This is a genomic window from Streptomyces sp. NPDC055815, assembly GCF_053616475.1.
The window spans coordinates 1-26,465 of record NZ_JBSHDU010000105.1; the positions used below are offsets into that span (position 1 = coordinate 1).

General features: G+C 73.2%; 22 protein-coding genes. 10 read left to right on the plus strand and 12 right to left on the minus strand.

Features of this window, described 5'->3' with window-relative positions; translation table 11 throughout:
• Nucleotides 1-483 precede the first annotated feature (483 nt).
• Both ACWGN5_RS38010 and ptsP read left to right on the plus strand, forming a co-directional pair.
• Nucleotides 484-933, plus strand: a complete 450-nt coding sequence (locus ACWGN5_RS38010) for a PTS sugar transporter subunit IIA (protein ID WP_453522981.1) — start codon at nucleotides 484-486, stop codon at nucleotides 931-933.
• A gap of 80 nt (nucleotides 934-1,013) precedes the next feature.
• On the plus strand, nucleotides 1,014-2,684 hold the full coding sequence (gene ptsP, locus ACWGN5_RS38015) for a phosphoenolpyruvate--protein phosphotransferase (RefSeq protein WP_453522982.1): 1,671 nt from the start codon (nucleotides 1,014-1,016) through the stop codon (nucleotides 2,682-2,684).
• A 70-nt stretch (nucleotides 2,685-2,754) separates the two neighbouring features.
• On the opposite strand, the gene ACWGN5_RS38020 is transcribed toward ptsP, so the two are convergent.
• Nucleotides 2,755-3,645, minus strand: coding sequence for a hypothetical protein (locus ACWGN5_RS38020; RefSeq protein ID WP_453522983.1), 891 nt, complete (start codon nucleotides 3,643-3,645; stop codon nucleotides 2,755-2,757).
• A 23-nt stretch (nucleotides 3,646-3,668) separates the two neighbouring features.
• Nucleotides 3,669-4,955, minus strand: a complete 1,287-nt coding sequence (locus ACWGN5_RS38025) for an MFS transporter (protein WP_453522984.1) — start codon at nucleotides 4,953-4,955, stop codon at nucleotides 3,669-3,671.
• Nucleotides 4,956-5,000: 45 nt separating this feature from the next.
• Between ACWGN5_RS38025 and ACWGN5_RS38030 the strand changes: the two genes are divergently transcribed.
• On the plus strand, nucleotides 5,001-6,320 hold the full coding sequence (locus tag ACWGN5_RS38030) for an aminotransferase class I/II-fold pyridoxal phosphate-dependent enzyme (RefSeq protein WP_453522985.1): 1,320 nt from the start codon (nucleotides 5,001-5,003) through the stop codon (nucleotides 6,318-6,320).
• A 57-nt stretch (nucleotides 6,321-6,377) separates the two neighbouring features.
• Here ACWGN5_RS38030 and ACWGN5_RS38035 read toward each other — a convergent pair whose 3' ends face one another.
• The gene (locus tag ACWGN5_RS38035) at nucleotides 6,378-8,036 is read right to left on the minus strand and encodes a serine protease (protein WP_453522986.1); all 1,659 of its coding nucleotides are present in this window, start codon (nucleotides 8,034-8,036) and stop codon (nucleotides 6,378-6,380) included.
• A 121-nt stretch (nucleotides 8,037-8,157) separates the two neighbouring features.
• Between ACWGN5_RS38035 and ACWGN5_RS38040 the strand changes: the two genes are divergently transcribed.
• Nucleotides 8,158-8,985 (plus strand): RNA polymerase sigma factor, encoded by an 828-nt coding sequence (locus tag ACWGN5_RS38040; protein ID WP_453522987.1) that lies wholly within the window; start codon nucleotides 8,158-8,160, stop codon nucleotides 8,983-8,985.
• On the plus strand, nucleotides 8,982-10,049 hold the full coding sequence (locus tag ACWGN5_RS38045; RefSeq protein WP_453522988.1) for a CU044_5270 family protein: 1,068 nt from the start codon (nucleotides 8,982-8,984) through the stop codon (nucleotides 10,047-10,049). Before ACWGN5_RS38040 ends, ACWGN5_RS38045 begins: the two co-directional genes overlap by 4 nt.
• Before the next feature lie 88 nt (nucleotides 10,050-10,137).
• Here the strand turns inward: ACWGN5_RS38045 and ACWGN5_RS38050 are convergent, their stop codons facing one another.
• On the minus strand, nucleotides 10,138-12,111 hold the full coding sequence (locus tag ACWGN5_RS38050; protein ID WP_453522989.1) for an acetoacetate--CoA ligase: 1,974 nt from the start codon (nucleotides 12,109-12,111) through the stop codon (nucleotides 10,138-10,140).
• A 214-nt stretch (nucleotides 12,112-12,325) separates the two neighbouring features.
• Between ACWGN5_RS38050 and ACWGN5_RS38055 the strand changes: the two genes are divergently transcribed.
• Nucleotides 12,326-14,707: a glycoside hydrolase family 31 protein gene (locus ACWGN5_RS38055; protein WP_453522990.1), complete on the plus strand. Its 2,382-nt coding sequence runs from the start codon at nucleotides 12,326-12,328 to the stop codon at nucleotides 14,705-14,707.
• Nucleotides 14,708-14,910: 203 nt separating this feature from the next.
• Here ACWGN5_RS38055 and ACWGN5_RS38060 read toward each other — a convergent pair whose 3' ends face one another.
• The 4 genes from ACWGN5_RS38060 to ACWGN5_RS38075 form a co-directional block, all read right to left on the minus strand.
• Nucleotides 14,911-16,986 (minus strand): hypothetical protein, encoded by a 2,076-nt coding sequence (locus tag ACWGN5_RS38060; RefSeq protein WP_453522991.1) that lies wholly within the window; start codon nucleotides 16,984-16,986, stop codon nucleotides 14,911-14,913.
• Nucleotides 16,987-16,993: 7 nt separating this feature from the next.
• Nucleotides 16,994-17,761, minus strand: coding sequence for an ATP-binding protein (locus tag ACWGN5_RS38065; protein ID WP_453522992.1), 768 nt, complete (start codon nucleotides 17,759-17,761; stop codon nucleotides 16,994-16,996).
• 35 nt (nucleotides 17,762-17,796) lie between these two features.
• Nucleotides 17,797-18,126 (minus strand): hypothetical protein, encoded by a 330-nt coding sequence (locus tag ACWGN5_RS38070; RefSeq protein ID WP_453522993.1) that lies wholly within the window; start codon nucleotides 18,124-18,126, stop codon nucleotides 17,797-17,799.
• Nucleotides 18,127-18,250: 124 nt separating this feature from the next.
• Nucleotides 18,251-18,769 carry an NUDIX domain-containing protein gene (locus tag ACWGN5_RS38075; protein WP_453522994.1) on the minus strand — a complete coding sequence of 173 codons (519 nt, stop codon included), beginning with the start codon at nucleotides 18,767-18,769 and terminating at the stop codon, nucleotides 18,251-18,253.
• Nucleotides 18,770-18,827: 58 nt separating this feature from the next.
• Between ACWGN5_RS38075 and ACWGN5_RS38080 the strand changes: the two genes are divergently transcribed.
• The 3 genes from ACWGN5_RS38080 (at nucleotide 18,828) to ACWGN5_RS38090 (ending at nucleotide 21,360) form a co-directional block, all read left to right on the plus strand.
• Nucleotides 18,828-19,649: a M15 family metallopeptidase gene (locus ACWGN5_RS38080; protein WP_453522995.1), complete on the plus strand. Its 822-nt coding sequence runs from the start codon at nucleotides 18,828-18,830 to the stop codon at nucleotides 19,647-19,649.
• 68 nt (nucleotides 19,650-19,717) lie between these two features.
• The gene (locus ACWGN5_RS38085) at nucleotides 19,718-20,176 is read left to right on the plus strand and encodes a Zn-ribbon domain-containing OB-fold protein (protein ID WP_453522996.1); all 459 of its coding nucleotides are present in this window, start codon (nucleotides 19,718-19,720) and stop codon (nucleotides 20,174-20,176) included.
• A 26-nt stretch (nucleotides 20,177-20,202) separates the two neighbouring features.
• Nucleotides 20,203-21,360 (plus strand): lipid-transfer protein, encoded by a 1,158-nt coding sequence (locus ACWGN5_RS38090; RefSeq protein ID WP_453523002.1) that lies wholly within the window; start codon nucleotides 20,203-20,205, stop codon nucleotides 21,358-21,360.
• Between the two features lie 12 nt (nucleotides 21,361-21,372).
• Here ACWGN5_RS38090 and ACWGN5_RS38095 read toward each other — a convergent pair whose 3' ends face one another.
• Genes ACWGN5_RS38095 through ACWGN5_RS38110 form a run of 4 tightly spaced genes read right to left on the minus strand, consistent with a single transcriptional unit; the run spans nucleotide 21,373 to nucleotide 25,627 of the window.
• Nucleotides 21,373-21,972 carry a GTP-binding protein gene (locus tag ACWGN5_RS38095; protein ID WP_453522997.1) on the minus strand — a complete coding sequence of 200 codons (600 nt, stop codon included), beginning with the start codon at nucleotides 21,970-21,972 and terminating at the stop codon, nucleotides 21,373-21,375.
• Complete coding sequence (locus tag ACWGN5_RS38100; RefSeq protein ID WP_453522998.1) at nucleotides 21,953-22,378, minus strand: DUF742 domain-containing protein; 426 nt, start codon at nucleotides 22,376-22,378, stop codon at nucleotides 21,953-21,955. Before ACWGN5_RS38100 ends, ACWGN5_RS38095 begins: the two co-directional genes overlap by 20 nt.
• A gap of 10 nt (nucleotides 22,379-22,388) precedes the next feature.
• A complete protein-coding gene (locus ACWGN5_RS38105) occupies nucleotides 22,389-22,835 on the minus strand; it encodes a roadblock/LC7 domain-containing protein (RefSeq protein ID WP_453522999.1) in 447 nt (148 codons plus the stop codon).
• A complete protein-coding gene (locus ACWGN5_RS38110) occupies nucleotides 22,832-25,627 on the minus strand; it encodes a nitrate- and nitrite sensing domain-containing protein (protein ID WP_453523000.1) in 2,796 nt (931 codons plus the stop codon). The genes ACWGN5_RS38105 and ACWGN5_RS38110 overlap by 4 nt, the downstream gene beginning before the upstream one ends.
• Nucleotides 25,628-26,063: 436 nt before the next feature.
• On the opposite strand from ACWGN5_RS38110, the gene ACWGN5_RS38115 reads away from it, so the two are divergent.
• Entirely contained in the window at nucleotides 26,064-26,432 is a 369-nt protein-coding gene (locus ACWGN5_RS38115) for a hypothetical protein (RefSeq protein WP_453523001.1), read from the plus strand.
• Nucleotides 26,433-26,465 lie beyond the last annotated feature (33 nt).

Genomic DNA, 26,465 nt, shown 5'->3' on the forward strand with positions numbered 1-26,465 from the left:
ACGCTGTTGAGTTCTCAAGGTGCGGACGCTTCCTTCGTTCCTGTTTCCAGGCCCTCCGGGCGCTTCCTTCGTTTTCCAGCTTAGCAGATCCGATTTCCGTTTCTGCCACCCGCTGGAGCGGGTTGCTGGGATTGGAATTCGCTTTCGCGTTTTCCGTTCCCGGCGGGGTTGAACATTACCAGGCTTTCTCGGTCCCCCCGACCACATCCCCTGCGAGCATGCAGAGGTGTAGACCACTGGGGTTAGGATCTGGCTTGATAGGTGCTGCCGACCCGCGACTCAAGGCCGCGTTGGGGTCAGGCAGGAGTACGACAGTACATCCCACCGTCAGTAGAGGCAAATCGTTCCGGTAGTACCTGGCTCCGCACAACGGGTACGTCTCGTGCGGAACCGGGACTTCCTATGACATACGCTTCTGAACAGTACGCCGTCCAGGACAGGTAGTGACGGCGCCACACAATCTCCGCCCCTGGGAGGCTTCCCATGACAACCGTGACGTCGCCGCTTGCTGGACGCGCCATCGGTCTCGCCGCAGTTCCCGACCCGGTCTTCTCCGGTGCGATGGTCGGTCCCGGTACCGCCATCGATCCCGTACGTGAGGCGGCGGAGGCCGTCTCCCCTCTCGACGGGGTCGTCGTCTCCATGCACCCGCACGCCTTCGTCGTCGTGGACGACGAGGGACACGGTGTGCTGACCCATCTCGGCATCGACACCGTTCAGCTCAATGGGCAGGGCTTCGAGCTGCTCGTGAACAAGGGTGACCGGGTGGCGCGCGGGCAGGCCGTCGTCCGTTGGAACCCCGCCGAGGTCGAGGCCGCCGGCAAGTCCCCCATCTGTCCCATCGTGGCCCTGGAGGCCACCGCGGACTCGCTCTCCGATGTCGTCGAGGACGGCGATGTGAAGGCCGACGACGTGCTCTTCGGCTGGAGCTGAGCCGGTCCGTCCTCGTGACGACCGCGAGTTCGACATTCAACGCGACGGCCGGGGCCGTCGCTCAATCGGAGACGGGTGAGATGGAGACAACGCTGCGAGGCGTCGGCGTCAGCCACGGAGTGGCGATCGGCGAGGTCCGGCACATGGGTACCGCGGTTCTGGAACCGCCGGCCAAGCAGATCCCCGCGGACGAGGCGGAGCGCGAACAGGGGCGCGCCCGTCAGGCCGTGGAGGCTGTGGCCGCGGACCTGATTGCCCGGGGCAATCTGGCCGGTGGTGAGGCCCAGGCGGTGCTGGAGGCCCAGGCGATGATCGCCCAGGACCCGGAGCTCATCGCCGACGTCGACCGCAGGATCGCGGTCGGCAGCACGGCCGAGCGCGGTATCTACGACGCGTTCTCGCACTACCGCGAGCTGCTCGCCGGTGCCGGCGAGTACATGGCGGGCCGGGTCGCGGACCTGGACGACGTACGGAACCGTATCGTCGCCCGGCTGCTGGGTGTGCCGATGCCCGGTGTGCCGGACAGTGACGAGCCGTACGTGCTGATCGCGCGGGACCTGGCGCCCGCGGACACGGCGCTGCTCGACCCGGCGCTCGTGCTCGGGTTCGTGACGGAGGAGGGCGGTCCGACCAGCCACAGCGCGATCCTCGCGCGGGCGCTGGGTGTGCCGGCCATCGTGGCGCTGCCGGGCGCGGGTGAGCTGGCCGAGGGCACGCTCATCGCGGTCGACGGTTCGACCGGTGAGCTCTTCGTGGACCCGAGCGAGGAGAAGAAGGCGGCGCTGACGAAGGCGGCGGCGGAGCGCAAGGCGGCGCTGGCGACGTCCAGCGGTCCGGGTGCGACCTCCGACGGTCACAAGGTGCCGCTGCTCGCGAACGTCGGTGGTCCGGCGGACGTGCCGGCGGCGGTGGAGGCCGGTGCCGAGGGTGTCGGTCTGTTCCGTACGGAGTTCCTCTTCCTGGACGACAGCAAGAAGGCGCCGTCCGAGGAGAAGCAGGTCGAGGCGTACCGCAAGGTGCTCGAGGCGTTCCCCGAGGGCCGTGTGGTCGTGCGGGTGCTCGACGCGGGTGCCGACAAGCCGCTGGACTTCCTGACGCCGGTGGACGAGCCGAACCCGGCGCTCGGTGTGCGGGGTCTGCGGTCGCTGCTCGACCACCCGGAGGTGCTGCGGACGCAGCTGACCGCGCTGGCGAAGGCGGCCGAGGGGCTGCCGGTGTACCTCGAGGTCATGGCTCCGATGGTGGCCGACCGTACGGATGCGAAGGCGTTCGCCGACGCGTGCCGTGAGGCGGGGCTGCGGGCGAAGTTCGGTGCGATGGTCGAGATTCCCTCGGCGGCGCTGCGGGCGCGCTCGATCCTTCAGGAGGTCGAGTTCCTGTCGCTGGGCACCAACGACCTGGCGCAGTACACCTTCGCGGCCGACCGTCAGGTCGGTGCGGTGTCGCGGCTGCAGGACCCGTGGCAGCCGGCGCTGCTCGACCTGGTGGCGCTGTCCGCGGAGGCGGCCAAGGCCGAGGGCAAGAGCTGTGGTGTCTGTGGCGAGGCCGCTTCGGATCCGCTGCTGGCGTGTGTGCTGACGGGTCTGGGTGTCACCTCCCTTTCCATGGGTGCGGCGTCTATTCCTTATGTGCGGGCGACGCTCGCGAAGTACACGCTGGCGCAGTGCGAGCGGGCCGCGGCCGCGGCGCGTGCCGCGGACACGGCGCACGAGGCGCGGCTCGCCGCGCAGGCGGTGCTGTCCGGGGAGTGATCCCCTGAGGTGGTCGAGGGAGGGGCTTCCCGTCACGTGGTGGCGGGGAGCCCCTTCGTCGTGTGCGGGGTCAGTGGTGGGTGGTCCAGTCGTCGTCGGGGTCGGGGGCGAGGGGGTGGCCGGCGCGGTAGTCGACGCCGGGCTCCGGTGGGAGGGGTTCCCCGGTGCGGGCGTCGGTGCAGTAGGCGGCGAAGACCTCGGCCTCGGTGAGGGGGGTCAGGGTGCTGTCCGTGAGGCGCCAGCCGTGGAGTCGGTCGGGGGCGCCGGGGGTGCTGGTGCGCAGGACGACGCCGCCGGGTGCCGCGAGGGCGATGCCTGCGGCGAGTACGGCGGTGAACTCCGGTCCCGAGGTGTCGTCGGTGGGTGTGGCGCCGTGGGCGTGGAGGACGGCGAGGAGCTGGTCGTCGGCGGCCTGGACGCTGCAGACGAGGTGGTGGCTGCCCGGTCCCGCGGCGTGGAGGAGTCGTACGAGGAGGCGGCCCGCCCGTGCGTACGCGGCCCTGCCGATGTCCTCGCCGCAGTCGGCGCAGTCTCCGGCGGTGGCGAGGACGGTGGTGGCGTACTCCCAGGTGGCCTGTCGGACGGCGGTGTCGACGAGTTCGGGGAGGAGGGTGGTGAGGGGTTGGCCGGTGTAGGTGACGCGGGCGCCGGTGGTGGCGAGGTGGGCGGTGAAGCGGCTGCGGCTGGTGGGGTGGTCGGGGTCGGTGCCGGTCTCGGCGCACCAGGCCGCGTACTCCTCGGGGTCGAAGAGGGTGACGGTGGTGTGGCCGCCCTGGCCGGCGAGGGTCCTGAGGAGGGCCTCGATCTGTCGCAGGTAGGTGGCGTGGTCGTCGAAGGCGAAGGTCTCGTACTGGCGCATGGCGGCGAAGTCCTGTTCGTCGGCGAGGAGTCCGACGGTGCTGGGGACTTCGCGGCGCAGGGCGCGGCGAAGCTGTGCGGTGGTGGTGCCGGTGCGGTTCATGTCTCCCCCTGGTGACGCTCCGATCAGTGCTCACTCACCGTAACCTTCGGCACTGACAGTGACGATCCGGTGAGGCGTCGGCGGACGAGGCGGTTCTGGGCGGCGGCGGTGGCGACGAGGGCGGCGCCGAGGAAGGGCCAGGCCAGGGGACCCGCGGAGACGAGCCCGGTCATGAGGAGGGGGCCTGCGAAGCGCTGGGTGGACTGGGCGAGGCCGTGGACTCCGAGGTAGGCGCCCTGGGCGTCGTCGGGGGCGAGGGCGACGGAGATCTCCCAGGAGGCGAGGGTGTGGATCATCTCGGCGAAGGTGAGGACGACGGCGGCGGTGATCAGGGACGTGATCGCGAGGGTGCGGCCGCCGAGGGCGGAGACGGCGAGGGCGAGCGTGCCGGCGGCGAAGAGTCCGGCCAGGGGGCCGAGGAGGCGGCGGGCGGCGTCGGTGGTGGTGCCGAAGCGGGAGAGCGGGACCTGGAAGAGCACGACGAGGGCGCTGTTGATCACCATCAGGAGCGGTGCGAGGCCGACAGGGGCTTCGGTGGCGTGGACGATCCAGAGCGGCAGGGCGACCTGGATGATCGAGTCGTGGAGGAAGAAGACGGCCTCGCCTGCGGTGAAGGCGAGGAAGCCGCGGTCGCGCCAGGGATTGGAGGGCCCGGCCGTGGGGGCCGGGTCGGTGGAGGCGGCGGCGATGCGGGTGGCGGGGGCCGGGGGTTCGGCGCAGCGGAGGGTGAGGGCGGCCATGACGAGGTAGGACAGGGCGTCGCCGACGAGCAGGAGGCGGAAGGCCGTGTCGGAGCCGATGGCGAGTGCGGCGGCGGCGCCGAGTCCGCCGAGGGTCCAGCCGAGGTTGGAGGTGGTGCGGTTGATGGCCTGGTAGCGGACGCGGTCGGGGCCGGCGATGCGGGCCGCGTAGAGCTTGGTGAGGACGTTGGTGGCGCGGTCGGGGAGGGCGCCGGCGGCGGAGAAGAGGACGAGCAGCAGGTAGTTGTCGGTGGTGAGGAGGGCGAGGAGGGCGGCGGCGCGCAGGAGTTGGGTGCAGATGATGACGCGGACGAGGGGGAAGCGGTCGGCGAGGCGGCCGCCGAGCGGGGCGCCGGCGATGCCCGCGGCGCCGGAGAGGGCGATGAGGAGGCCGACCTGGCCGAGGCCGAGGCCGGTGACGTAGGTGAAGTAGAGGGCCATGGCCGTGGACCAGAGTCCGGTGCCGCACTTGTCGATGAAGCCGACGAGGAGCATGCGGCGGCCGTCGGTGCCGCCGGGGATGCGGTCCTTGAGGGGTGGGCGGGCGGGTCGGGCGGTGCTGCGGCTCATGGGTCCCCCTTGCCAACTTCTTTGTATTGATACATAATTGATTACGTGGCAGCACAATATGCGATCGAAGGGGCGACGGCCAAGGGGATTGCCGCGTCCGTGGAGCGGGGCGTGTCCGAGGGCGGGCTCGCCCCGGGCGACGCCCTGCCGCCGGTGCGGCGGCTCGCCGACCAATTGGGGGTGAGTCCGGGGACCGTCGCGACGGCCTACAAGGAACTGCGGCAGCGAGGGCTGATCGTCACCAGGGGCAGGGGCGGGACAGTGGTGGCGGAGGCGCCGTCGGCGGCCTCGCGGCGTCCCCCGCGCGTGCCCGCCGGCCTGTTCGACCTGTCCGCCGGTTTTCCGGACCCGGCCTTCCTCCCCGTACTGCGGCCCCCGGCGGCCGTCGACCCGGTGTACGGCTCCCATCGCGCCGCGCCGCGGCTCGCGCGTCTGGAGGCGCTCACGCGCGCGTGGTTCGAGCGGGACGGGGTGTCGGCGGAGCACGTGACCTTCGCGCACGGCGCCCTCGACTGCATCGCGCGGCTCCTTTCGACGGAGCTGCGGCCGGGTGACGCCGTGGCGGTGGAGGACCCCGGGTTCCACCATGTGCTCGACCTGGTGCCCGCGTTGGGGCTGCGGGCGGTCCCGGTGACCGTGGACGGCGAGGGGCTCGTGCCGGAGTCGCTGCGGGCCGCGCTGCGGGGCGGGGTGCGCGCTGTGGTGTGCAGTCCGCGGGGGCAGTGCCCGACCGGGGCGTTCTTCACGCGCGCGCGGAGGGACGAACTGGTCGCGGTGCTCAGGGAGTTCCCCGAGGTGCTCGTCGTCGAGGACGATCACAACGCGGAGGTCGGCGGTGCCGCGGCGTACACGCTCGCGGCGGCGGGGCTCGACCGGTGGGCGCAGGTGCGGACCGTGTCGAAGCACCTCGGCATCGACCTGCGCTGGGCCGGGGTCGCGTGCGACGCGGTGACGCTGGCGCGGCACGACCGGCGGATGGTGATGACCTCCGGCTGGGTCAGCCACGTCCTGCAGGAGACGGTGGCCGGACTGTTCGCCGACGAGGCCGTACGGGACCTGGTGGCGGCGGGCGAGGAGGCGTACGCGGAGCGGCGCACGGCACTGATCGGCGCGCTCGGCGCGTACGGGATCCGTGCGGTCGGCGCGAGCGGGCTCAACGTGTGGGTGCCCGTGCGCGACGAGTCGGCCGTGGTCAACGGGCTGCGGACGCAGGGCTGGTGGGTCGCGGCCGGGGCGCGGTTCCGTGTGGCGGCCCCGCCGGCCGTACGGATCACCACGGCGAGGCTCGCGCCCGTGGACGCGGGGCGGTTCGCGGCGGACTTCGCCGAGGTCCTGGGGGACGCGCAGGCGACGTACGGCGCGTGACGCGCGGACGCTCCGGGCAGGCGTGGGCCTGTCCCGGAGCGTCCGGTCGGTGGTGGTTCAGCGGGTGCGGAAGGCGTTGCGCTGGGTCTGGGTGAGCGTGTTGCCCTGCGTGTCGGTGAGTTCCGCGCGGAGCGAGACGGCCCGGCCGGGGGCCGGGGTGCGGAAGGCCACCTGACCGTCGACGACGGGGACGCGGGTCCAGGTGGTGCCGTTGTCGACGGACATCGACACGGTCAGGGACCTGACGCCGGTCTCGGCGGCCGCGCCCTGGACGGTGACCGGCACGCGGAGCGGCGCGCCCGCCGGGGCGGTGCCGTCGAGGGCGAGGTCCGGGGTGAAGCGGACGGTGCTGAGGGGAAGGGCCGCCGGGCGGGCGGCGGCGGCCGAGGTGAAGGTCCAGGAGGCGGTGACGCGCCCGCTCGACGCCGCGCCGTCGCCCCGGGTCGCCGAGGCGGTCAGCCGGTACGAGGCCGCTCCGGCGGTGGTGGTGAACTCGGCGCGGCCGGGCTCGCCCCGGCGGGTGCCGATCAGGACGCCGTCGCGGTGGAGCGTGGTGGTCGCGCTGTGGAAGCGCGGTGCGCCGGGGGCGTGGCCGTCGCCGTCGGCGAGGAGCGGGATGTCGAGCGCGATCCTGTCGCCGTCGCGGACGCCGGCCGGCCGGGCGCCGGGCGAGGTGTCGAGCGCGGGGCCGAAGACGGCGTTGTCGAAGGTGTGCGTGGTGGTCGCGCCCGCGTGGACCGCGATTCCGTTCGCGACGTAGCGGTTGGGCGGCGTCTCGGGGGCGGCCGGGCCGGTGTACTCGACGTCCCAGCGGCCCCGCTCCGGATTGACCATGACGGTCGCGGTGGCGGGGAGTCCGAGGGACTGGGCGAGACCGACGGTGGGGCCCTTGCTGGGCTGGACGGAGACGAACCCGGTTCCGGTCGCGCCCTCGGGGGCGGCTCCGCGGATCTTGAGGGTGGCCAGCCGGTCGGCCGCCGGATGCCGGACGAGGCCGGTCAGGGCTCGGTCCGAGGTGAAGAGGTAGCCGAGCCCGTAGTCGGCGCGCGCGCCGTCCCAGTAGGTGTCGAACCACTCCGTCACCGAGCCCGCTTCGGAGGCCGGGCCGAGGTGGGCCACCCGCAGGCCCTCACGCGCCGTCAGGATGTTCGCGGAGCGGGTGGTCCCCTCGTGGGTGACCTCGACGAACCCGATGCTGTTCAGGTGGCGCGCGCCCGGCTCCGGCGGGCGGACGTCCACCGGGGCGGTCGTACGGGCGTCGACGGTGACGGTCGTGTCGCCGTTCAGGTCCAGGCGGGGCTGGACGACCCAGTCGGTGCCGGCCGCCGGGTCGGGGCCGTTCAGCGTGGAGTCGAGCAGGTACCGCCCCTTGGGGAGGCGGACGGTGACCGTGCCGGACGCGTCGTACGGCGTGGCCTCCTCCTGCGCGCCGGGGCCCGAGATGCCGGTGACGTGGGTGCTGTAGCCACCGGTGGCGGCGCCCGCGCGGTCGAGGTGCCGGATCGTCAGGGTGTACGTCTCGGGGGCGCCGGGCGCCGCCACGGCGGCCGGGGGCAGGGCGGAGAAGGTCGTGCCCGCGAGGACTCCGGCGAGGGCCAGGCTGCGCAGGACGGTGCGGCGGGCGGGAGTGGTGGGGCCGGGGGTGGTGCGACCGGTTGCGGTGTCGCCGGGGGTGGTCGTGCGGACCGTGCCGCCGGGTGTCGAGGAATCGTTCATGCCCAGCACTGCTCGCGGCGGGCGGGGCGTTCCCGTGACCTGGGCCACATCGGCCGGGTGTGTGGTCCAGGTCACGGGAACCCCGACGAACCGACGCCCAGTGCCAGATGTGGAATCACCTATGAGAGATCGTTTCCGCGCCGGGGACCCCGCGGCGCTCGGAGAGGCGTACGACGAGCACGCTCGCGTGCTGTACCACTACGCCTACCGGGTCTGCGGGGACCGGGCGGCCGCGGAGGACGTCGTGTCCGCCGCGTTCCTGGAGGCCTGGCGCTGTCGCGGGAAGGTGCACGCCGACGGCGGCAGCCTGCGCCCGTGGCTGCTCGGCATCGCGACCAACATCCTGCGCGGGGCGGCCCGCGAGGCGCGCCGGCGGGACGCTGCGCTGGCCAGGATCCCCGAGCGCGGCGTCCTGCCGGACTTCGCCGACGACGTCCTCGCCCGGATGACGGACGGCGAGCAGATCCGGGCCGCGCGCGTGGCGCTCGGCAAGCTCAAGCGGCGTGAGCGCGAGGTCTTCACGCTCGTCGTGTGGGCGGGCCTTGACTACGCGGCGGCCGGGGAGGCGCTCGGCATCCCGGTCGGGACCGTCCGCTCCCGGCTGTCCCGGGCCCGTGAACGCCTCCGCAAGCTCGCCGAGGCCGAACTGCGCGCGGGGCGGCGCCGGGAGCGCTCCGCCGCTGCCGCGTTCCGCTCGGGCGGGCGGCCGGGAGCCCACGGCGCCTCGCCAACGGCGGGTGAGCCGCCGGCCGGCGAGGAGGGTGGCGCGTCCGGACCCCTCGCGGTGACCGGGGCGGGCCCCTTCGGAGCGCCCGGAGCCTCCCCCGTATCCCCCGTGTCCCCCGTGGTGCCAGGTGCCACGAGCCAAGCCCATGCCGTGCCCGCCGCCGTTCGCTCGTCCGTCCGCCCGGGCCTCGCGCCCCGACCCACCCCGGAGAACCAGGCATGAACGCCTTCGCCCCCCGCCCGCACGCCGACGCGGACGAACTGCTGCGTGCCGAGCTCGCCGAGCTGCTGCCCCCGCCTCCGGTGCCCGACCTGACGGCGGAGCGGAACCAGCACCTCAGGCACACCGTCCTGCGGACCGCTCTGGCCTCCGAGGGCGGCTCGACCGCCCGACCGGTGCGTGCGCGCCGGCCCCGCCAGGGGCTCCGGCTCGGCTGGATCACCGCTCCGATGGCCGCCTGCGCGATCGTCGCCGGTGTCGCCGTGCTCGCACCCGGGGAGGGCGGCACCTCGGTCGCCCAGCCCGCCGCGCCCGAGGCCGTGCGGATCCTGTCCGGTGCCGCGCTCGCCGCGGCCGCCGCTCCCGCGCCGGACGTGCGGCCCAGTGGGTACGTGTATGTGAAGAGCCTCGTCGCCCACGCGGGACGCCGCGCCGACGGCGGTGCCGCCACGCTGCCGCCCGCGCATCAGCGCGAGGTGTGGCTCTCCGTCGACGGCAGCCGGCCGGGCCTGCTGCGCGAGCCCGGCGCCGCCGACACGGAACTCGCCTCCGAGGCCCCCGTGTACGAGCTGGACGGTCCCGGGGCCACTCCCCGGAAGACCACCCTGGAGACGGCGGCGCCCTCCGTCACGAACCCGACCCACGCGTACGTGGCGGCGCTCCCCACGGATCCGGAAGCGCTGCTGCGCCTGGTCCGGGAGCAGACGCGCGCGGGCGGGGGCGACGCCGATCAGCGGGCGTTCACCGCGATCGGGACCCTGCTCGCCGAGACGTGGGCTCCACCGGCGGTGACCGCCGCGCTGTACGAGGCGGCGGCGCGGATCCCCGGGGTGACCGTCCTGCCGTCCGCGAAGGACGCGGCGGGCCGCGAGGGCGTCGCCGTGGCCCGTACCGCGCACGGCGAGCAGACCCAGTGGATCTTCGACCGTACGACGTCGGCGTTCCTCGGTGAGCGCACCGTGCTCACCGAGACGACCTCGGCCGGCCGGGCCGGGACGGTCCTGGGGGTCTCGGCGGTGCTCGCCAAGGCGGCGGCCCCGGCGGCCGGCGAGCTGCCGAAGGGCTGACCCGAGGCGCCAAGGGGCCCCGCCGGTCCGGTCGGATCGGCGGGGCCCCTGCCATGACGTGGTCCCTGGGGCCTCGTTCAGACAAGCCCTAGCCGCGGCGGTTGGCCGCCAGGGTCTCGTAGAAGTGGAGCAGCCCGAGGTCGTCGACGGAACCGGCGTTGACGGCCTTGGCCAGGGGGGTGCCCTGGAGGAGGCGCTTGACCGGGACCTCGATGCGCTTGCCCGTGAGGGTGTGCGGGACGCCGGGGACCTCGATGATCTCGTCGGGGACGTGGCGCGGGGAGAGTTCGCTGCGGATCGTCCGCTTGATGCGGTCGATCAGCTCGTCGTCCAGGGTGACGCCCTCCACGAGGTGCACGAAGAGCGGCATCCAGTAGCCGCCGTCCGGCTCCTCCAGGCCGATGACCAGGGATTCGCGGATCTCGGGGAGCCGCTCGACGGCCTCATAGATATCGGCGCTCCCCATCCGGACGCCCTGACGGTTCAGGGTGGAGTCGGAGCGGCCGTGGATCACGACCGAGCCGCGGTCGGTGATCGTGATCCAGTCGCCGTGGCGCCAGACGCCCGGGAACATCTCGAAGTAGCTGTCGCGGTAGCGGCTGCCGTCGGGGTCGTTCCAGAAGTGGATCGGCATGGACGGCATGGGGTTGGTGACGACGAGCTCGCCGACCTCGCCGATCAAGGGCTTCCCGGAGGGGTCCCAGGACTGGAGATCGGTGCCGAGGCCCGCCGCCTGGAGCTCGCCGATGTGGACGGGGAGGGTGGGGACGGCGCCGGCGAAGCAGGAGCAGACGTCCGTGCCGCCGCTGACGGAGGCGATCCACAGGTTCTCGCGGACCTCGTCGTGGAGCCAGCGGAAGCCGTCGGGCGGCAGCGGGGAGCCGGTGGTGGCGACGCACTTCACGGCGGAGAGGTCGAAGTCCCGGCCGGGGTGGACGTCGGCCTTGGCGCAGGCCATCACGTACGCGGCGGAGGTGCCGTACAGGGTGGCGCCGGTGCGTTCGGCGACGCGCCACTGGGCGGCGGTGTCCGGGTAGCCGGGGCTGCCGTCGTACAGGACGACGGTCGTGCCGGTGAGGAGGCCGGAGACGAGGAAGTTCCACATCATCCAGCCGGTGGAGGTGTACCAGAAGAACACGTCCTCGGGCCCGAGGTCGCAGTGCAGGCCCAGCTGCTTGACGTGCTCGACGAGGATGCCGCCCTGGGACTGGACGATCGCCTTCGGCAGGCCGGTCGTGCCGGAGGAGTACAGGACCCACAGCGGGTGCGCGAACGGCACCTGCTCGTAGACCGGCTCGACGTCGGCGGCGACCAGGTCGGACCAGGCGAGGGTGCCTTCGGGGGCCGGGGTGCCGAGGAGCGGGATGTGGACGACGGCGCGGAGGGTGGGGAGCTCGGCGCGCAGTTCGGCGACGGTGTCGCGGCGGTCGTGCTCCTTGCCGCCGTAGCGGTAGCCGTCGACGGTGAAGAGGACGACCGGCTCGACCTGCTGGAAGCGGTCGAGGACGCTGCGGGCGCCGAAGTCCGGGGCGCAGGAGGTCCACACGGCGCCGACGGCGGCGGTGGCGAGGAGCGCGACGACGGACTGGGGGACGTTGGGCAGGTAGCCGCTGACGCGGTCGCCCGGGTTCACGCCGAGGGCGCGCAGCTCGGCGGCGAGGGAGCCGACCTGGCGGCGGAGCTCGCCCCAGGTGATCGGCGTGGGCTCATGTGTTTCGTCCACATGGAGCAGGGCCGTGTCGTGGGGGCGCTCGTCGGCGGCGCGCAGGGCGTGCTCGGCGTAGTTGAGGGTGGCTCCGGGGAACCAGTCGGCGCCGGGCATCGAGCGGTCGCCGAGGACGCGCTCGTACGGGGTCGAGAAGCGGAGGTCGAACCATTCGACGACGGCCTGCCAGAAGGCTTCGAGTTCCTCGACCGACCAGCGGTGGAGCGCCGGGTACCCGCCCTCGGCGGGGGCGCCGTGGTGCTCGGCGGCCCAGGCCTGGAAGCGGGTGACGGCGGCCGTGGCGATGCGTTCCTCGTCCGGCTGCCAGAGGGGCTCGATCGGCGCTGCTGATGTCATGAGGGCTGCTCCCTGGCTGTACGCGGGTCTGCGTGTGTCTCGCGCACGTGCTGGGGTGTGCGCGTGACGCGGCTGACAGGACGATGCCATGTGATCGTCTTTCGCACCAGGTCTGCCCGCCCATGGTCAGGCAGTTGAACATGTGCTCCCACCACGGGTGAACGGCAGCTGAACGGAGCGGGTTCGGCCTCCGGCGGATGGCAGGGTGAACTGCATGGACGGTCGGGAACTGCTGCGTTCGATGAAGGTGTTCGGTTCGGTGCAGGGCTTGCGGGTGGTGCGGTCGGCGTGGCGGCAGCGTCGTACGGACGCGTGGGGGCTGCCGCCCCGGGGGGCGGAGCGGGCCAGGGTGCCCGGACTCGCGGTGGAGGCGGAGCCGGCGCCGGGCGGGGGGACCGTCCGGTTCGCCCGGTCCTCGCTCCGTGTCCGGGTGTCGTCGGGCGGCACGGTGTTCTGGGGGTGGGACGGGGCGGAGCCGCTCCCCTCGTACGCCCTGGCCGGCGAGGCGCCCGAAGCGGATCCCCGGGCCTCCCTCGAACCGGACACCGACGGCGGCTGGCGGATCGTGTCGGAGCGGGTGACGGTGACGGTCTCCCGGCACGGGGCGGTGGAGCTGCGGACGCCGGGCGGGGTGCTGCTGCGCCGGGACCTGCCGCCGCGCTGGTGGGAGCCGGTGACGGACCTGCGCGCGGTCAACGGTTCCGGACGCCCGGCGGCGGGTTCTCGCTGGGTGCAGCGGAGTGAGGTGCCGGCCGACGCGCGGTTCTTCGGGCTCGGCGGGCGGTCGGCGGGGCCGCGCCTGCGGGACGGCGCGTACCGGCTGTGGAACACCGACCCCAAGGGCGGTTTCGACCCCGGGGACGATCCGCTCTACATCACCATGCCCGTGCAGTTCGTGGTCTCGGACGCCGGTACGCACCTGGCGTTCCACGACAACTCCTGGGACGGCCTGGTCACCGTCGCGGAGGGCGAGGAGGGGGCCGGGTCCGGGCACGACCGTCCCGGCACCAGCGAGGTGCGGATGTCGGGCGGGCCGCTGCGCTGCTGGGTGGTCGTCGGCACCCCCGCGCGCGTACTGCACGGCTGGGCGGCGCTGACGGGCGCGCCCGCGCTGCCGCCGGCCTGGGCGCTCGGTCCGCAGCACGCGCGCTGGGGCTTCGGCAGCGAGCGGGAGGTGCGGCGGGTGGTGGCCGGGTACCGGGAGCGGGGGCTGGCGCTGTCCGCCGTGCACCTGGACATCGACCACTACGACGGGCACCGGGTGTTCACGGTCGACCGGGAGCGGTTCCCCGATCTGCCGGGGCTCGCGGAGGAGCTGCGGGAGCAGGGCGTGCGCCTGGTGTCGATCGTGGACCCGGCGGTGAAGGCGGAGCCGGGCGACCCGGTGTACGACGCCGGGTCGGCGGCGGACGTCTTCGTGAAGGACGCGCGGGGCGAGGAGGTGCACGGGGTGGTGTGGCCCGGCGAGTGCGCCTACCCGGACTTCACCGATCCGGCGGTGCGGGAGTGGTGGGGCGGTCTGTACGAGGAGCGGCTGCGGCAGGGCTTCGCCGGGGTGTGGCACGACATGAACGAGCCGGTGTCCTTCGTCCCCTTCGGCGACCCGACGCTGCCCCGTTCGGCGCGGCACGCGCTGGAGGGCCGGGGCGGCGACCACCGGGAGGCGCACAACGTGTACGCGCTCGCGATGGCGCGGGCCGGGTACGAGGGGCTGCGCCGGCTGCGCCCCGACGAGCGGCCGTTCCTGTTCTCCCGCTCGGGCTGGGCGGGCATGCAGCGGTACGGGGGCACCTGGTCCGGCGACGTGTCGACGGGGTGGCCGGGACTGCGGGCCTCGCTCGCCCTCGTCCTGGGCCTGGGGCTGTGCGGGGTGCCCTACTCGGGTCCGGACGTGGGCGGTTTCGACGGGAGTCCGTCGCCGGAGCTGTTCCTGCGCTGGTACCAGCTGGGCGCGTGGCTGCCCCTGTTCCGTACGCACGCGGCGATCGACGCGGGGCGGCGCGAGCCGTGGGAGTTCGGGCCCGAGGTCCTGGAGCACGCGCGCGTGGCGCTGGCCGAACGGGAGCGGCTGCGGCCGTACTTCACGACCCTGGCCCGGCTCGCCCGGATGACGGGCGCGCCGTACGTCCGTCCGGTGTGGTGGGGGACGCCCGAGGACCGGGTGCTGCGGGACTGCGAGGACGCCTTCCTCCTGGGCGACGCGCTGCTCGTGGCGCCGGTCCTGACGCGGGGCACGGACCGGCGGGCGGTGCGGCTGCCGCGCGGCCGGTGGTACGACACGGCGACGGGGCGGGCGTACGAGGGCCCGGGGCAGGTCCTGCTCGACGCGCCGCTCTCCCGGGTGCCGGTCCTGGCCCGGGCGGGGGCGGTGCTGCCCGTGCGGGGCGAGGGTGACGAGCTCGTCCTCGAGGTGTGGGCGCCGGCCGCGGGGCGTACCGGTGGCGGGCTCGTCGTGCGGGACACCGGGGACGGCTGGGAGCCGGCCGCGATCGAGCGGTACCAGTCGCGGCTCGTGGACGGCCGGGTGGTGGTGGAGCGCGTCACGGACGACGGGGTGGAGGAGGCGGGGCTGCCGGTGGTGGTGCGGGGGCTCTGAGGGCGGTCGGCCCGGCGGGGCTGACGCCAGGGGACCCGGTTCGTGCCCCGGCTTACGGATCCACGTCTCGTGGCCCTGCCAACGGGGCACGGATGTGGCCTCGCGGCCCGGTCGGCGGCGTGGCCGGCTGGTGGGCGGGCGCTCGCCTTGGCCCCTTGAGAGCGGGGGGAGGCCTCGCCCCGCCCTCCGAACAGGGGCCCGGCTCAGCCGCTCAGTGCCCGCGCACGGCCGCGGCCCGCGACTGCGGGCAGATGTCGGTGGCGCATCCTCGTCAGGACGGCCGCGCCCAGGAAGGCACAGAGCAGTCCGGCCGCGGCGGACAGGACACACCCCACGACGTTGCCCAGTGGTGTGGTCGCGAGAGCGCCGACCGCCACCCCGAGGCTGACCCTCCGCACGTTGTTCAGGGGCCTGTCCGCGACGGCGTACAGGGTGTCGTGGTTCGCCTCGCCGCCTCGGGGGCCCTTGCGGGCGACCTCGACCACGAGGGCTCCGGCGGCGAGGAGCGCCGAACCCACCTGGGCCCAGACGAACGGGTCCAGCAGGACTTGCAGCACGGCGGCCGCCACGGAGACCGCCGTGCCGAGGGCGGTCGCGGCGAGGGCCTGGACGAAGTTCTCCCGGGGCACCACGTACGGCAGCTCCACGTTGATCCGCGTCAGGCGCTCACCGCGCTCCCAGGCGCTCTCGGCGTCCTCCGTGGCATCGAGGACGAACTCCTGGACGTCGTCGGTCGCGTCGGCCTCGACGAGCGGCCGGATCTCGGCGTTCTCGCTCACCCGCGGGGGCCCGGCGACCTCCAGTCCCGCCGGGGTGACGACGTGCAGCCGGTTCTGAGCCACTTCCCTGGGGAACGCGAGCTCCGTCGACACCAGGACGGTGCCCCAGCCGATCCGGTCCACCCGGGGCTTGTCGCTGTAGGCGTAGTTCACCTCGGACGACAGGCCCGTGTGGGCGTCGATCAGCGCCACCACGGGCATGTAGCGGACCAGTCGGCTGATCCGCCACCGGTGTCCGTCGTCCAGGTCGCCGTTCTGGGCAGCCAGCTGGAGTACGGAGGTGATCTCGTCAGTCTCGGGGCTCCACGCCAGGGCCTGGAGGCTCCGGGCGATCTCCCGTCCCGGCGCGGCGTCGGTGTCCCCCTCCGAGGTGAGGAGCCGGTGGACGCCTCTCGCGATCTGGAGCCTCACATTGGTCGAGGTGAGCATGTTGACCGGGCCGCCGTTGCGGTCCTTGAGGTGCAGGTCGTCCAGGAATCCGTCCTCGTCCCAGGGCACGAGGTCCACGATCACGGGTGTGCTGGGAGCCGCCTGGAACTCCACGCCGAGGGCCGCGCGGAGCTTTGTCCTGACCTGGTGGCGCGTGACGTTCCGATCCGGGAACTCCAGCCGGTGGGTGCGGGTCCTGATCGTGGCGGAGAACGCGTCGAGCTCCTGGAACATGCGCAGCTCGTCCCAGCCCGGCGACGCGGGCAGGCCCCGCGGGTCCACGGTGGTCACCGCCGCCGGCATGACGGAGGCGGTCAGGGAGAGCACCGGGGCCCGTCTCTCCGTGTAGTACGCGACCAGGTCGGCGGCGAGCATGACGATCCGTGAGACGGCGGGGTCCTGGGACGGCGGGTACTCGGCGAGGTGCTGTTCCAGGGCCATGACTGTGCCGTGCTCCGCCCTGTCCGGCGCGCCGAGGATCTCCGCGACGGAGCGGACGATCGTCGCGAGGGAGAGCTCCTCGGGGGTGGCAGCGGCGAGGCCGTTCACCGTCGCCGTCGCGGCCCGGCCGGCCGCTTCGGCGCGTCCGGCGAGCAGGGCGCTGTGGGCGAAGGAGGCGAGCCGGGTGACGGAGGCGTCCGGCCGGACCGCGGCCAGGTGACGGACCTCCTTGACGTACCGGTCGAGCCGGTCGGTCCGGAGCGGCTCAAGAGGCTGGTGGTAGTAGGCGGCGGCGAGGCGATGGGCTCGGGCGTGGCGGTCAGGGGCCGTCTCGCGGAGACGGTCGGTCAGCGCCGACCGGAAGAACGCCCGGAGGACGTACGACTCCGCCTCGCGCTCGTTCCCGCCCTCGCCCTCCCGGGCCCAGGGGTGCGCGAGCGTGTCCTTCTGCACGAAGGGGTTCACTGCGATCTCGCGGGTGCCGATGTCCAGGCCAAGCGCCCGCGCGGTGTAACCGACGACCGGGGCGTCGAAGAAGTCGTGCACGGACAGCGCCTCGATCAGCCGGCATTCGTCGGCGGGCAGGCGGTCGAACCGGTCGAACGCGCGCAGCACCAACTCGTCGTTCATGACAGCCTCACCCGGTTCCGAGCGGTTCGATGTGGAGGTCGAGGAACTCCCGTATCAGTCCCGGGACGCCGTCGTGACTCCGGTGGATCTTCGCCGCCTGTCCTTTGAGGCTGTCGAAGCCGAGCGTGGTGATCCACTCCTCGACGGCGTCGACGCCGAAGGGAGGCAATGCCAGGGTGCGGGCCGCGGTGACATGGGGGTACGCGAGGCTCGGCACGTGGCGTCCGGCCACGAAGACGCTGGTGCCGCGTCGGCTGAGCAGCTCGGGGAGCAGTTCCGTCCCGAGCCAGCCGCGCATGGGCGCCTCGCAGTGCTCGAAGCCGTCCAGACAGACGACGGGACGGCGGGCATCCCCGGCCAGGGTGTCCAGCAGGGCGTCGGTCTTGGCCTCCAGCTGGAGCTTGTGGTCCCTGGAGGTGTTGACGACCATCTGGATGGTGGAGTTCCGCGCCCTCATGTCGTGCACGTTCACCGTCGCCGTCTGGGCCAGTTGCGAGCGCACCGCCTGGTAGCCGGGGAGGGGGACGTCCTGGCGGCGTGCCTGCCGGGCCAGGTCCCTCAGGACGTCGTCCTTCTCGACGACGCGCTCCAGATCGACGTAGTAGACCCCGGTCGCGGCGTGGCGGCGGTAGATCTCCCGGAGCAGCGAGGTCTTCCCGATGCCCTCGGGCCCTTCGAAGAAGAGCGCCTGCTGCTCGTCGCTCCTGTCGACGACGGCGGCGGACCGCGCCAGCTGCTCCGCGCGGTCGACGTGGACGTGTTCTCGGCTCGGCATCCCGTGGCCCCGTTCCCGATGTGTCGTGCGGACCGTCAGGGACCTTCGGTGCCGGTCGGGGCGTCGGTGGTGTCGGTGCCGTCGGCCCCGATGATCTTGACCGTCGAATGCTTGACCTTCGAGCGGAAGAAGGCGGTCCGCACACCCTTCCGCAGCGTGAATTCGGAGCGCTTGAGTACGGAGTCGTGGGCCTGCAACTCCTGGTCCGCGAGGCCTCGCTGTTCCTCGTTGGCCTCGAAGCCCGCGCTGACGCCGGGCATGCGGACGGTCGCCTTGCGCATCCTGTGCCTGATGGCGAAGAACATGCCGACGACAGCCGCGAAACCGGCTAGGGCGATGACGACCTCGGGCCAGCCGACGTTCATGGACGCTCCCCTCCCCCTCGTCGCCCCGGGGCGGCGGCGAGCGAACAGCATGTCATAACAACCCATTGTTCCGGGCGAGTTGGATGATCCGTAGGGCGCGCACACCCCGGCGCGCGCCCCGTGTTCACCGCGCGCCCCACTCTCGGTCGTACTCCCCGCCGAACCACTTCCGTACCGCCTCCGTGTGGAGGGGGAACGCCAGTTCCGCCGGTGCCCCGAGGACGTGGTGGCCGCTCGTCTCGTCCGTCGGGGTGGACGGGGGGAGTTCCGCGGCCGGGCGGGGCGGGAGGAGGCCGAAGAGGAGGAGGTGGCCGGCCGGCGAGCTCAGGGCGTCGGCGAGGCGGACCTCGTCGGCCCGGGCCGGGATGCCGGTCTCCTCGCGGAGTTCGCGGGCGACCGCGGCGCGCCAGTCCTCGCCGTGGTCGATGAAGCCGCCGGGCAGCGCGATCCCGCCCCGCGCGGGTTCGATGGTGCGGGTGATGACGACGAGGCCCGTCCCCGTCGCGTCGGTGACGGGCAGGAGGGCGACGGCGACGGGCAGCGGGTTGCGGTAGGCGGTGTGACCGCAGGCCGGGCAGGTGCGGGGCCAGCCGGCGTCGGGCAGGTGGGCGGCGCCGCACGCGGAGCAGTGGGAGTCCTTCACGGCCCGACCGTATGCGATCACCCTTTCCCGGCGCTGCCGTTACTGATAGACGGTGCGCATGACAGGACTCGCAACCGCTCTCCGTACCCTCGCCGTCACGGCCGCGGCCGGGCTGCTCGCCGTCGCCGGCACCGTCGCCGCGCCCGCTCCCCCGGCCTCGGCCGCGCCGGAGCCCAAGGCGCCGCGGGAGTTCGTGGCCCTGGGCTCCGTGGACCCGACGATCCTCCAGGAGATGCGCTACACGACCGAGCACAACTTCGTCGGCGAGCCGGTGGACGGCTACCGGCAGCCGCTGTGCATCCTGACCCGCCCCGCGGCCGAGGCACTGCACCGGGCGCAGCTCCGGCTGCTCGCGCGCGGGTACACGCTGAAGGTGTACGACTGCTACCGGCCGCAGCGGGCCGTGGACCACTTCGTGCGCTGGGCGAAGGACCTGGAGGACGAGCGGATGAAGAAGGAGTTCTATCCGCTCGTCGACAAGTCGAGGCTGTTCGCGGACGGTTACATCGCGGAGAAGTCCGGGCACAGCCGGGGTTCGACGGTGGACCTGACGATCGTGCGGCTGCCGGCGGCGCCCACGCGCGCGTACGTGCCGGGCGAGGAGCTCGTGGACTGCTCCGCGCCGCAGGAGGAGCGTTTTCCGGACAACTCCGTGGACATGGGGACCGGCTTCGACTGCTTCGACACCCTCTCGCACACCGACGATCCGCGGATCGGGGGCGAGCAGCGGGCCCACCGGGATCTGCTCAGGGGAACGCTGGCCGAGCAGGGCTTCGTGAACCTGCCCGAGGAGTGGTGGCACTTCACGTTCAAGCCGGAGCCGTTCCCGTCGACGTTCTTCGACTTCCCGGTGGCGCGGCGGTCGGTGGCCGGTCACTGAGCCCTTCTCAGCACCGGCCTCCCATGGCACACTTCTGACGCTTCGTCAGATCACGGGAGGCCGGAGAGATGACACGGACGCGCAGACCAGTGGTGCCGGGGTGGTTCACCGACGACACCGTGCCGGAGTTCCGGCTGCTCGGCACCCGCTGCACGGCCTGCGCGTCGGTCTTCTTCCCGCGCGAGGACGACGGGTGCCGCAACCCCGGCTGCCCGGGCGGCGGCGAGCTGACCGAGGTCCCGCTCTCGCCGCGCGGCCGGGTCTGGTCGTACACCGACGGCCGGTACCGCCCGCCCGCCCCGTACGTCTCCGACCCGGACGCGCCCTGGGAGCCGTACACCCTGGTCGCGGTCGAGCTGGCGGAGGAGGCCATGGTGGTCCTCGGCCAGGCGGCGCCCGGCGTGTCGACGGCCGACCTCGCCGTCGGGACGGAGGTCGAGGTGGTGCCCGGCGTCCTGAACGAGGACGACGAGCACGTCTGGACCACCTGGCACTGGCGGCCCGTCGTACGGGAGGAGCGGTCGTGAACGACATCGCCGTGCTCGGGGCCGGAATGCACCCCTGGGGCAAGTGGGGGCGCAGCTTCGTCTCGTACGGGACGGCCGCAGCCCGCGCCGCGCTCGCCGACGCCGGTCTGGACTGGTCCGACATCGGCTCGATCGTCGGCGCCGACACCATGCGGTGCGGATATCCGGGGTACGTGGCGGGGGCGACCTTCGCCCAGGCCCTCGGCTGGCAGGGGGCGCGGGTCACCAGCGTGTACGCCGCCTGCGCCTCGGGCGCCCAGGCCATCGGCACCGCCCGGGCCCAGATCCTCGCGGGCCTCGCCGACGTGGTCCTGGTCGTCGGCGCGGACTCGACGCCGAAGGGCTTCCTCGCCCCCGCCGGCGGCGAGCGGCCCGGCGACCCGGACTGGCTGCGGTTCCGGGTGCTCGGGGCGACCAACCCGGCGTACTTCGCGCTCTACGCCCGCCGCAGGATGGCGCTGTACGGCGACACGGCCGAGGACTTCGCCCAGGTGAAGGTGAAGAACGCGGCGGCCGGCGCGCTCAACCCGCTGGCCCGCTACCGCGCGCGCGTGACGGCCGAGGAGGTCGCGGCCTCCGCGGTCGTCGCCGATCCGCTGCGGCTCCTCGACATCTGCGCCACCTCGGACGGGGGCGCCGCGCTGGTGCTGTCCAGCATGGAGTTCGCGCGCCGGCACGGGCACCCCGACCCGGTCCGGGTCCGGGCGGTCTCCACCGTCTCCCCCACCTACCCCAAGGCGGTGCTCGACCTCCCCGACATCGCGACCGACTCCGCGGCGGCCGTCTCCCCCGCCCCGCACGCCTTCCGCGCCTCGATCGCCCGCGCCGCCTACGAGGAGGCGGGGCTCGGGCCCGAGGACCTGTCCCTGGCCGAGGTGTACGACCTGTCCACCGCCCTGGAGCTGGAGTGGTACGAGGACATCGGGCTCTGCGCGCCGGGCGAGGGCGCCAAGCTGCTGCGGGACGGCGCCACCGCCCTCGGCGGGCGCCTGCCCGTCAACACCAGCGGGGGCCTCGGCTCCTTCGGGGAGGCGGTGCCCGCCCAGGCGATCGCCCAGGTCTGCGAGCTGACCTGGCAGCTGCGCGGGACGGCGGGCGACCGGCAGGTGCCGGGGGCGCGGGTGGGGATCACCGCGAACCAGGGCCTGTTCGGGCACGGTTCGGCGGTGCTGGCGGTGCGCTGACCGCCCGCACCGTCACGTGGCGACCGGGCTCCGGTCCGCGAGGACGAGGGCGTGCTGGACGACCGCCACCAGGACGTTCTTCACGGACTCGCGGTCCCGGGCGTCGCACATCAGCAGCTCCACCTCGGGGTCCAGGTCGAGCGCGCCGCGGACGCTCTCCGCCGGGAACCGCCGTGCGCCCTCGAAGCAGTTGACCGCCACCGTGAACGGGATGCCGCGCCGCTCGAAGTAGTCGATGGCGGCGAAGCTGTCCTCCAGGCGGCGGGTGTCCGCGAGGACGATCGCGCCCAGGGCTCCCTGGGCCAGCTCGTCCCAGAGGAACCAGAAGCGGTCCTGCCCCGGGGTGCCGAAGAGGTAGAGGACGAGGTCCTCGCGGAGCGTGATCCGGCCGAAGTCCATCGCGACCGTGGTGGTCGTCTTGGTCTCGACGCCGTGCAGGTCGTCGACGGGCCGCCCCGCCTCGCTGAGGATCTCCTCGGTCCGCAGTGGTCTGATCTCGCTGACCGCGCCCACCAGCGTCGTCTTGCCGACCCCGAACCCGCCCGCGACGAGGATCTTCAGGGTCACCGGCTCGACGTAGGGCTTCTTGCGGCTAGAGCGCCCGAAGGCCATTGATCACCTCGCGAAGGATGCTCACGTCCGGCAGCTCGGCCGGCGGAACGGGGCGGGTCACATGGACGAGTTCGTCCTCGACGAGGTCGCCGACGAGGACCCGGACCACCCCGACGGGGAGGTCGAGTCCGGCGGCGAGCTCGGCGATCGACTGGGGCTGCTCGGAGCAGCGTTCGACGATCTCCACGTGTTCCGGGGAGAGCGTCTGGTCCCGGCCGGGGTCGTCGGCGGCGGGTTCGGGAACGACCACCGCGATCAGGTCGAGCCGGTGGCGGGTGGCGGCGCTCGTCCGGCCGCGGGTCATCGCGTACGGACGGACCACAGGCCCGGCCTCGTCGTCGAACCAGTGGTGGTGACCGGGGGTCAGGTCCCGCTCCCGCTGGCTCCGCTCGGCTTCGTCACTCATGCCGTCCCACTCACCCTCCCGAGGGCAGGCCGGTCCGGGGGGCCGTCGTGAGGTGGGCCCCGACCCGCTTCACCATCAGCGTCATCTCGTAGGCGACCTGGCCGACGTCCGAGTCGGCGTCCGCGAGCACCGCGAGGCAGCTGCCGTCGCCGGCGGCCGTGACGAACAGGAAGGCGTCCTCCAGCTCGACGACCGTCTGGCGGACCTTGCCCGCCTCGAAGTGGCGGCCGACGCCCTTGGCGAGGCTGTGGAAGCCGGAGGCCACGGCGGCGAGGTGCTCGCCGTCCTCACGGGTCAGCTCCTGGGAGGCGCCGGTGGGGAGTCCGTCGCTGGAGAGCACCAGGGCCTTCCGGATCGAACCGACGCGCTGGACGAGCTCGTCGAGGAGCCAGTTCAGCTCGCCGTTTCCGTTTCCGTGTCCGGTCGTGCTGGGTGCTGCGGCGTTCGGTGCGGTCATCGACCGTCCCCCTCCGGTGTCGTTCCTGGTGCTGTCGTGTCGTCCGGCTCTGTGCTGTCCCGCCGGCCGCGCTGCCAGCCACGCTGCATGGCGGCCATGCGCGCGCGTACCTCCTCGGCGTCGCGCTCGAAGGAGTCGGGTCCCTCGGCCGGCGCGCCGGTGCCCGTGCGGGCTTCGGAGCGGGCTCCGGCACGGCCGGCCGGGCCCTCGGTCTCGCGCAGCTGGGGCGCGAGGCTGGCCTGGCGGACGCGGCGGGGCAGACCGCCGAAGGGGTCCGGCGGCTCCGGCGACGGCGCCTCGGGAGCCTGTTCCTCCGGCCGTACGGTGCCGCCGGGGCGTCCGGGAGTCTCCGGGCGTACGGGGACCAGCGTCGGGCCCATGGCCGGCGTGAGGTCCCGGCGGTCTCCCCACGGGTCGTCCTGCGGGTGCGCGCGGTCCGGCTGCGTGTGGGCGCCGTCCGGCTCGTCGAGGCGGCGGCCGTGGTCCACGACGAGCGTCGGGGTGCGGCGGCGCGGCAGCGGCACGGGGCCGGGGCGCGTCCCGTCGGCGGGGGCTTCGTGGCCGGCCGTGCGGTCCTGGGCCTGCTCGTGCTGCTCGCCGGCCGGTGCGAGGCCGGTGCGGCGCCGGTCACGGGGCAGGAACAGGCCGCCGCGCTCGCTGTCGCTGTCGAGGAGGTCCGCCGAGCGGTCGAGGAGGACGTCGAAGTCCTCGGTGCCGAGCGGTGCCTCCAGCTCCACGGGGCCGTCCAGCGGGCCGGGGACCTCGGTCACGTCGGGGACCTTCGTGAGGGCGGGCCTGCGGGTGGGCAGGGCGCCGCCGTCGGCGGGGGCCTCGTCGGGCCGCCCGGGGCGCTCCAGGGTCTTGCGGTCGAGGCGGAACCCGGCGCCCTGGGTCTCGGGCGCGTCGGTGAGCAGCGCGGCCGGGATGAAGACGACCGCGGTGGTCCCTCCGTACGGGGAGGTCTGGAGCGAGACGCGGACGTTCTGGCGCTGGGCGAGCCGGCTGACCACGAAGAGGCCGAGGCGGTCGGTGTCCGAGAGCTCGAACTCGGGGGTCTCGGCGAGCCGGAGGTTGGCGTCGAGGAGGGCGTCGGGGTTCATGCCGAGGCCGCGGTCGTGGATCTCCAGGGTGAAGCCGTTGGCCACCCGCTCGCCGAGCACCTGGACGGCGGTGTGCGGGGGCGAGTACACCGTGGCGTTCTCGAGGAGTTCGGCGATGAGGTGGGTGAGGTCCGCGACGGCGGGGCCGCCCACGCCGAGGCGGGGCAGCCGGCGCACCTCGATCCGCTCGTAGTCCTCGACCTCGGCGACGGCGGCGCGGACCACGTCCATGAGCTGGACGGGCTTGCGCCACTGGCGGGAGGGGGCGGCGCCGGACAGGATGACGAGGCCCTCGGCGTGCCGGCGCATGCGGGTGGTGAGGTGGTCGAGGCGGAAGAGGTCGGCCAGCTCGTCGGTGTCCTCCGTGCGCCGCTCCATGGTGTCGAGGAGGGTGAGCTGACGGTGGAGCAGGACCTGGTTGCGGCGGGCGAGGTTGACGAACACCTCGGAGACGCCGCGGCGCAGTTCCGCCTGCTTGACGGCGGCCTCGACGGCGGCGCGCTGCAGGGTGTTGAGGGCCTGGCCGACCTGGCCGACCTCGTCCTCGCCGTACTTCAGGTGGGGCACCTCGGTGCCGACGTCGACCTGCTCGCCGGCGGCGAGGCGGCGCATGACGCTGGGCAGCCGGACGCCGGAGACCTCCTGGGCCTCCTTCTGCAGGCGGCGCAGGTCGCGGATGAGCGCGCGGCCGATGCGGAGGGAGATGACGATCGAGGCGATGAGGGCGAGGAAGCCGAGGACGCCGGCGATGCCGACCTTGAGGAGGACGCTGTACGCGGCGGGCTTGACGCGTTCCTGGTAGCGGTCGCCGGCGGCGGTGTTCTCGCGGGCCAGGTCGTCGAGGACGGGGCTCGCCTGGTCCTGCCAGCGCTCGGCGGTGATGGCGCGCGGGCTGCCGGTGGCGCCCGCTTCGATGATCGCGTTCTCGGCGGCGCGCAGCGGCTGGGTCTTGGGGCTGCGCCAGTACTTCTCGAAGTGCTCGCGCTCGGCGGAGGGCAGGAGTTCGAGGTTGACCTCGTAGAACGCCACGCGGTTGGCGACGAGGTCGGATATCGCCCGGATCTCCTGGGTGGTGACGCGGTCCGCGACGAGCGCGGAGAGGACGAGGGCGTCCTCGCGGGAGAGCAGCTCACGCGCGCGGGTGATGCCGACGAGGGCGCGGCCCTGCTTGTCCATCTCCACGTTCTCGAGGGCGTGGAGGGTGATGAGGAAGCTGTAGCAGGGGTCGACGAGCCGGTTGTAGAACTCGAGGGCCTGCATGCGGCCGATGCCGCGGTTCTCGACGGAGCGGCGCAGCGAGGCGAGGCCGTCGAGCGCGTCGAGGAGCGAGGTGAGCCGCTGGGCGGTGACGGGCCGCATCTCGTCGCGCACGCCGGGGTCGGCGGCGTTGGCGCGGATGCGGGCGATCTGCCGGTCGGTGGCGCGGCGGGTCTCGCGCAGGGAGGCGAGGGCGTCGGAGCCGCGCGGGTCGGCGAGGTAGATGAGCGACTGGCGGCGTTCGATCTGGATGACCCGGGCGGTGTCCTCCAGGGGGTAGCCGACCTTCTCGACGATGTAGCCGACGTCGAGGAGCTGGTCGGCCTCCCGGCCCGTCAGGACCGTGGCGAAACCCCACAGTCCGGTGAGGGAGACGAGCGGTACGAGCAGCAACGCCACGATCTTCCTGCGGATGGACTTCCCGCGAAAGCGCATGGCCTCCCCCAGCTCGGCCCCCGTGCGCCACGGGGGTCCTTCACGTTCGTGACGTCCGGCGTCAACACGCGGCGTCAACCTTGAATTTCAACAAACGGCGGCGCGAGCCTACTACTGCATCACGGCCATCCCGAAGGCGCGTCCGAGCTATTTTCAGCCTGTCGAGTGAGTGTTGATCATGAGATGTCCTGGTATTACGGGAGTTGGGATCGGCCACTGTGGCGTAGGACACCTGATGGTGTGCCATTTCTCCGGCCTGCACGGATGGCTGGAACTGTTCGTTCCGCAGGGATACGGGGCACCTTCGTCCCCACCCGGACGAAACCTTTTCCCTCTCTCGTGCGTCAATAAGTACGGGGAGGGTCCTGTCCGCGTAAAGGGGCTCAAGACGGGCAGCCACTCCTGAAGTCGTTCAGTGGTGGGGAGTGACAGGACAATGGAACACGAGGCGCGGTCGGCGCGGCAGTTGTGGGTGGAGGAGGAGCGGGGCCGACGGCGGATGCCGGATCCGGTGCGCAACGCGGCCGTGCGAGCCGTGATGATCACGTCGGTGACACTCATCCAGGCCGTGGTGGCCTTCTTCTGTTCGGTCGCGGGCGCGTGGCTCGCCTTTCCGATGACCGTCACCGCGGTGGCCTCGACGGTCGTGGCCACCTGGAGCGTCCTCGACGTGTGGATCACCCGTCAGGTGTGGCGTCAGCGCAACGGCGTGGTGTCGGAGCCGAGCAGCACGGCACGTCCGTCGATCCGGACGCGGCGCGAGGAGAGCCGGGCCGACGCGACGCCCCTCTCCGAAGCGGCCTGAACAGCGACGGCGAGCGGCCCGGTCCCCGAAAGG

Excerpts from the sequence above, each read along its gene's own strand:
- ACWGN5_RS38010 (WP_453522981.1), top strand. The coding sequence starts at position 484 with ATGACAACCGTGACGTCGCCGCTTGCTGGACGCGCCATCGGTCTCGCC.
- ptsP (WP_453522982.1), top strand. The coding sequence starts at position 1,014 with ATGGAGACAACGCTGCGAGGCGTCGGCGTCAGCCACGGAGTGGCGATC.
- ACWGN5_RS38020 (WP_453522983.1), bottom strand. The coding sequence starts at position 3,645 with ATGAACCGCACCGGCACCACCACCGCACAGCTTCGCCGCGCCCTGCGC.
- ACWGN5_RS38025 (WP_453522984.1), bottom strand. The coding sequence starts at position 4,955 with ATGAGCCGCAGCACCGCCCGACCCGCCCGCCCACCCCTCAAGGACCGC.
- ACWGN5_RS38035 (WP_453522986.1), bottom strand. The coding sequence starts at position 8,036 with ATGAACGATTCCTCGACACCCGGCGGCACGGTCCGCACGACCACCCCC.
- ACWGN5_RS38040 (WP_453522987.1), top strand. The coding sequence starts at position 8,158 with ATGAGAGATCGTTTCCGCGCCGGGGACCCCGCGGCGCTCGGAGAGGCG.
- ACWGN5_RS38045 (WP_453522988.1), top strand. The coding sequence starts at position 8,982 with ATGAACGCCTTCGCCCCCCGCCCGCACGCCGACGCGGACGAACTGCTG.
- ACWGN5_RS38050 (WP_453522989.1), bottom strand. The coding sequence starts at position 12,111 with ATGACATCAGCAGCGCCGATCGAGCCCCTCTGGCAGCCGGACGAGGAA.
- ACWGN5_RS38055 (WP_453522990.1), top strand. The coding sequence starts at position 12,326 with ATGGACGGTCGGGAACTGCTGCGTTCGATGAAGGTGTTCGGTTCGGTG.
- ACWGN5_RS38060 (WP_453522991.1), bottom strand. The coding sequence starts at position 16,986 with ATGAACGACGAGTTGGTGCTGCGCGCGTTCGACCGGTTCGACCGCCTG.
- ACWGN5_RS38065 (WP_453522992.1), bottom strand. The coding sequence starts at position 17,761 with ATGCCGAGCCGAGAACACGTCCACGTCGACCGCGCGGAGCAGCTGGCG.
- ACWGN5_RS38070 (WP_453522993.1), bottom strand. The coding sequence starts at position 18,126 with ATGAACGTCGGCTGGCCCGAGGTCGTCATCGCCCTAGCCGGTTTCGCG.
- ACWGN5_RS38080 (WP_453522995.1), top strand. The coding sequence starts at position 18,828 with ATGACAGGACTCGCAACCGCTCTCCGTACCCTCGCCGTCACGGCCGCG.
- ACWGN5_RS38085 (WP_453522996.1), top strand. The coding sequence starts at position 19,718 with ATGACACGGACGCGCAGACCAGTGGTGCCGGGGTGGTTCACCGACGAC.
- ACWGN5_RS38090 (WP_453523002.1), top strand. The coding sequence starts at position 20,203 with ATGCACCCCTGGGGCAAGTGGGGGCGCAGCTTCGTCTCGTACGGGACG.
- ACWGN5_RS38095 (WP_453522997.1), bottom strand. The coding sequence starts at position 21,972 with ATGGCCTTCGGGCGCTCTAGCCGCAAGAAGCCCTACGTCGAGCCGGTG.
- ACWGN5_RS38100 (WP_453522998.1), bottom strand. The coding sequence starts at position 22,378 with ATGAGTGACGAAGCCGAGCGGAGCCAGCGGGAGCGGGACCTGACCCCC.
- ACWGN5_RS38105 (WP_453522999.1), bottom strand. The coding sequence starts at position 22,835 with ATGACCGCACCGAACGCCGCAGCACCCAGCACGACCGGACACGGAAAC.
- ACWGN5_RS38110 (WP_453523000.1), bottom strand. The coding sequence starts at position 25,627 with ATGCGCTTTCGCGGGAAGTCCATCCGCAGGAAGATCGTGGCGTTGCTG.
- ACWGN5_RS38115 (WP_453523001.1), top strand. The coding sequence starts at position 26,064 with ATGGAACACGAGGCGCGGTCGGCGCGGCAGTTGTGGGTGGAGGAGGAG.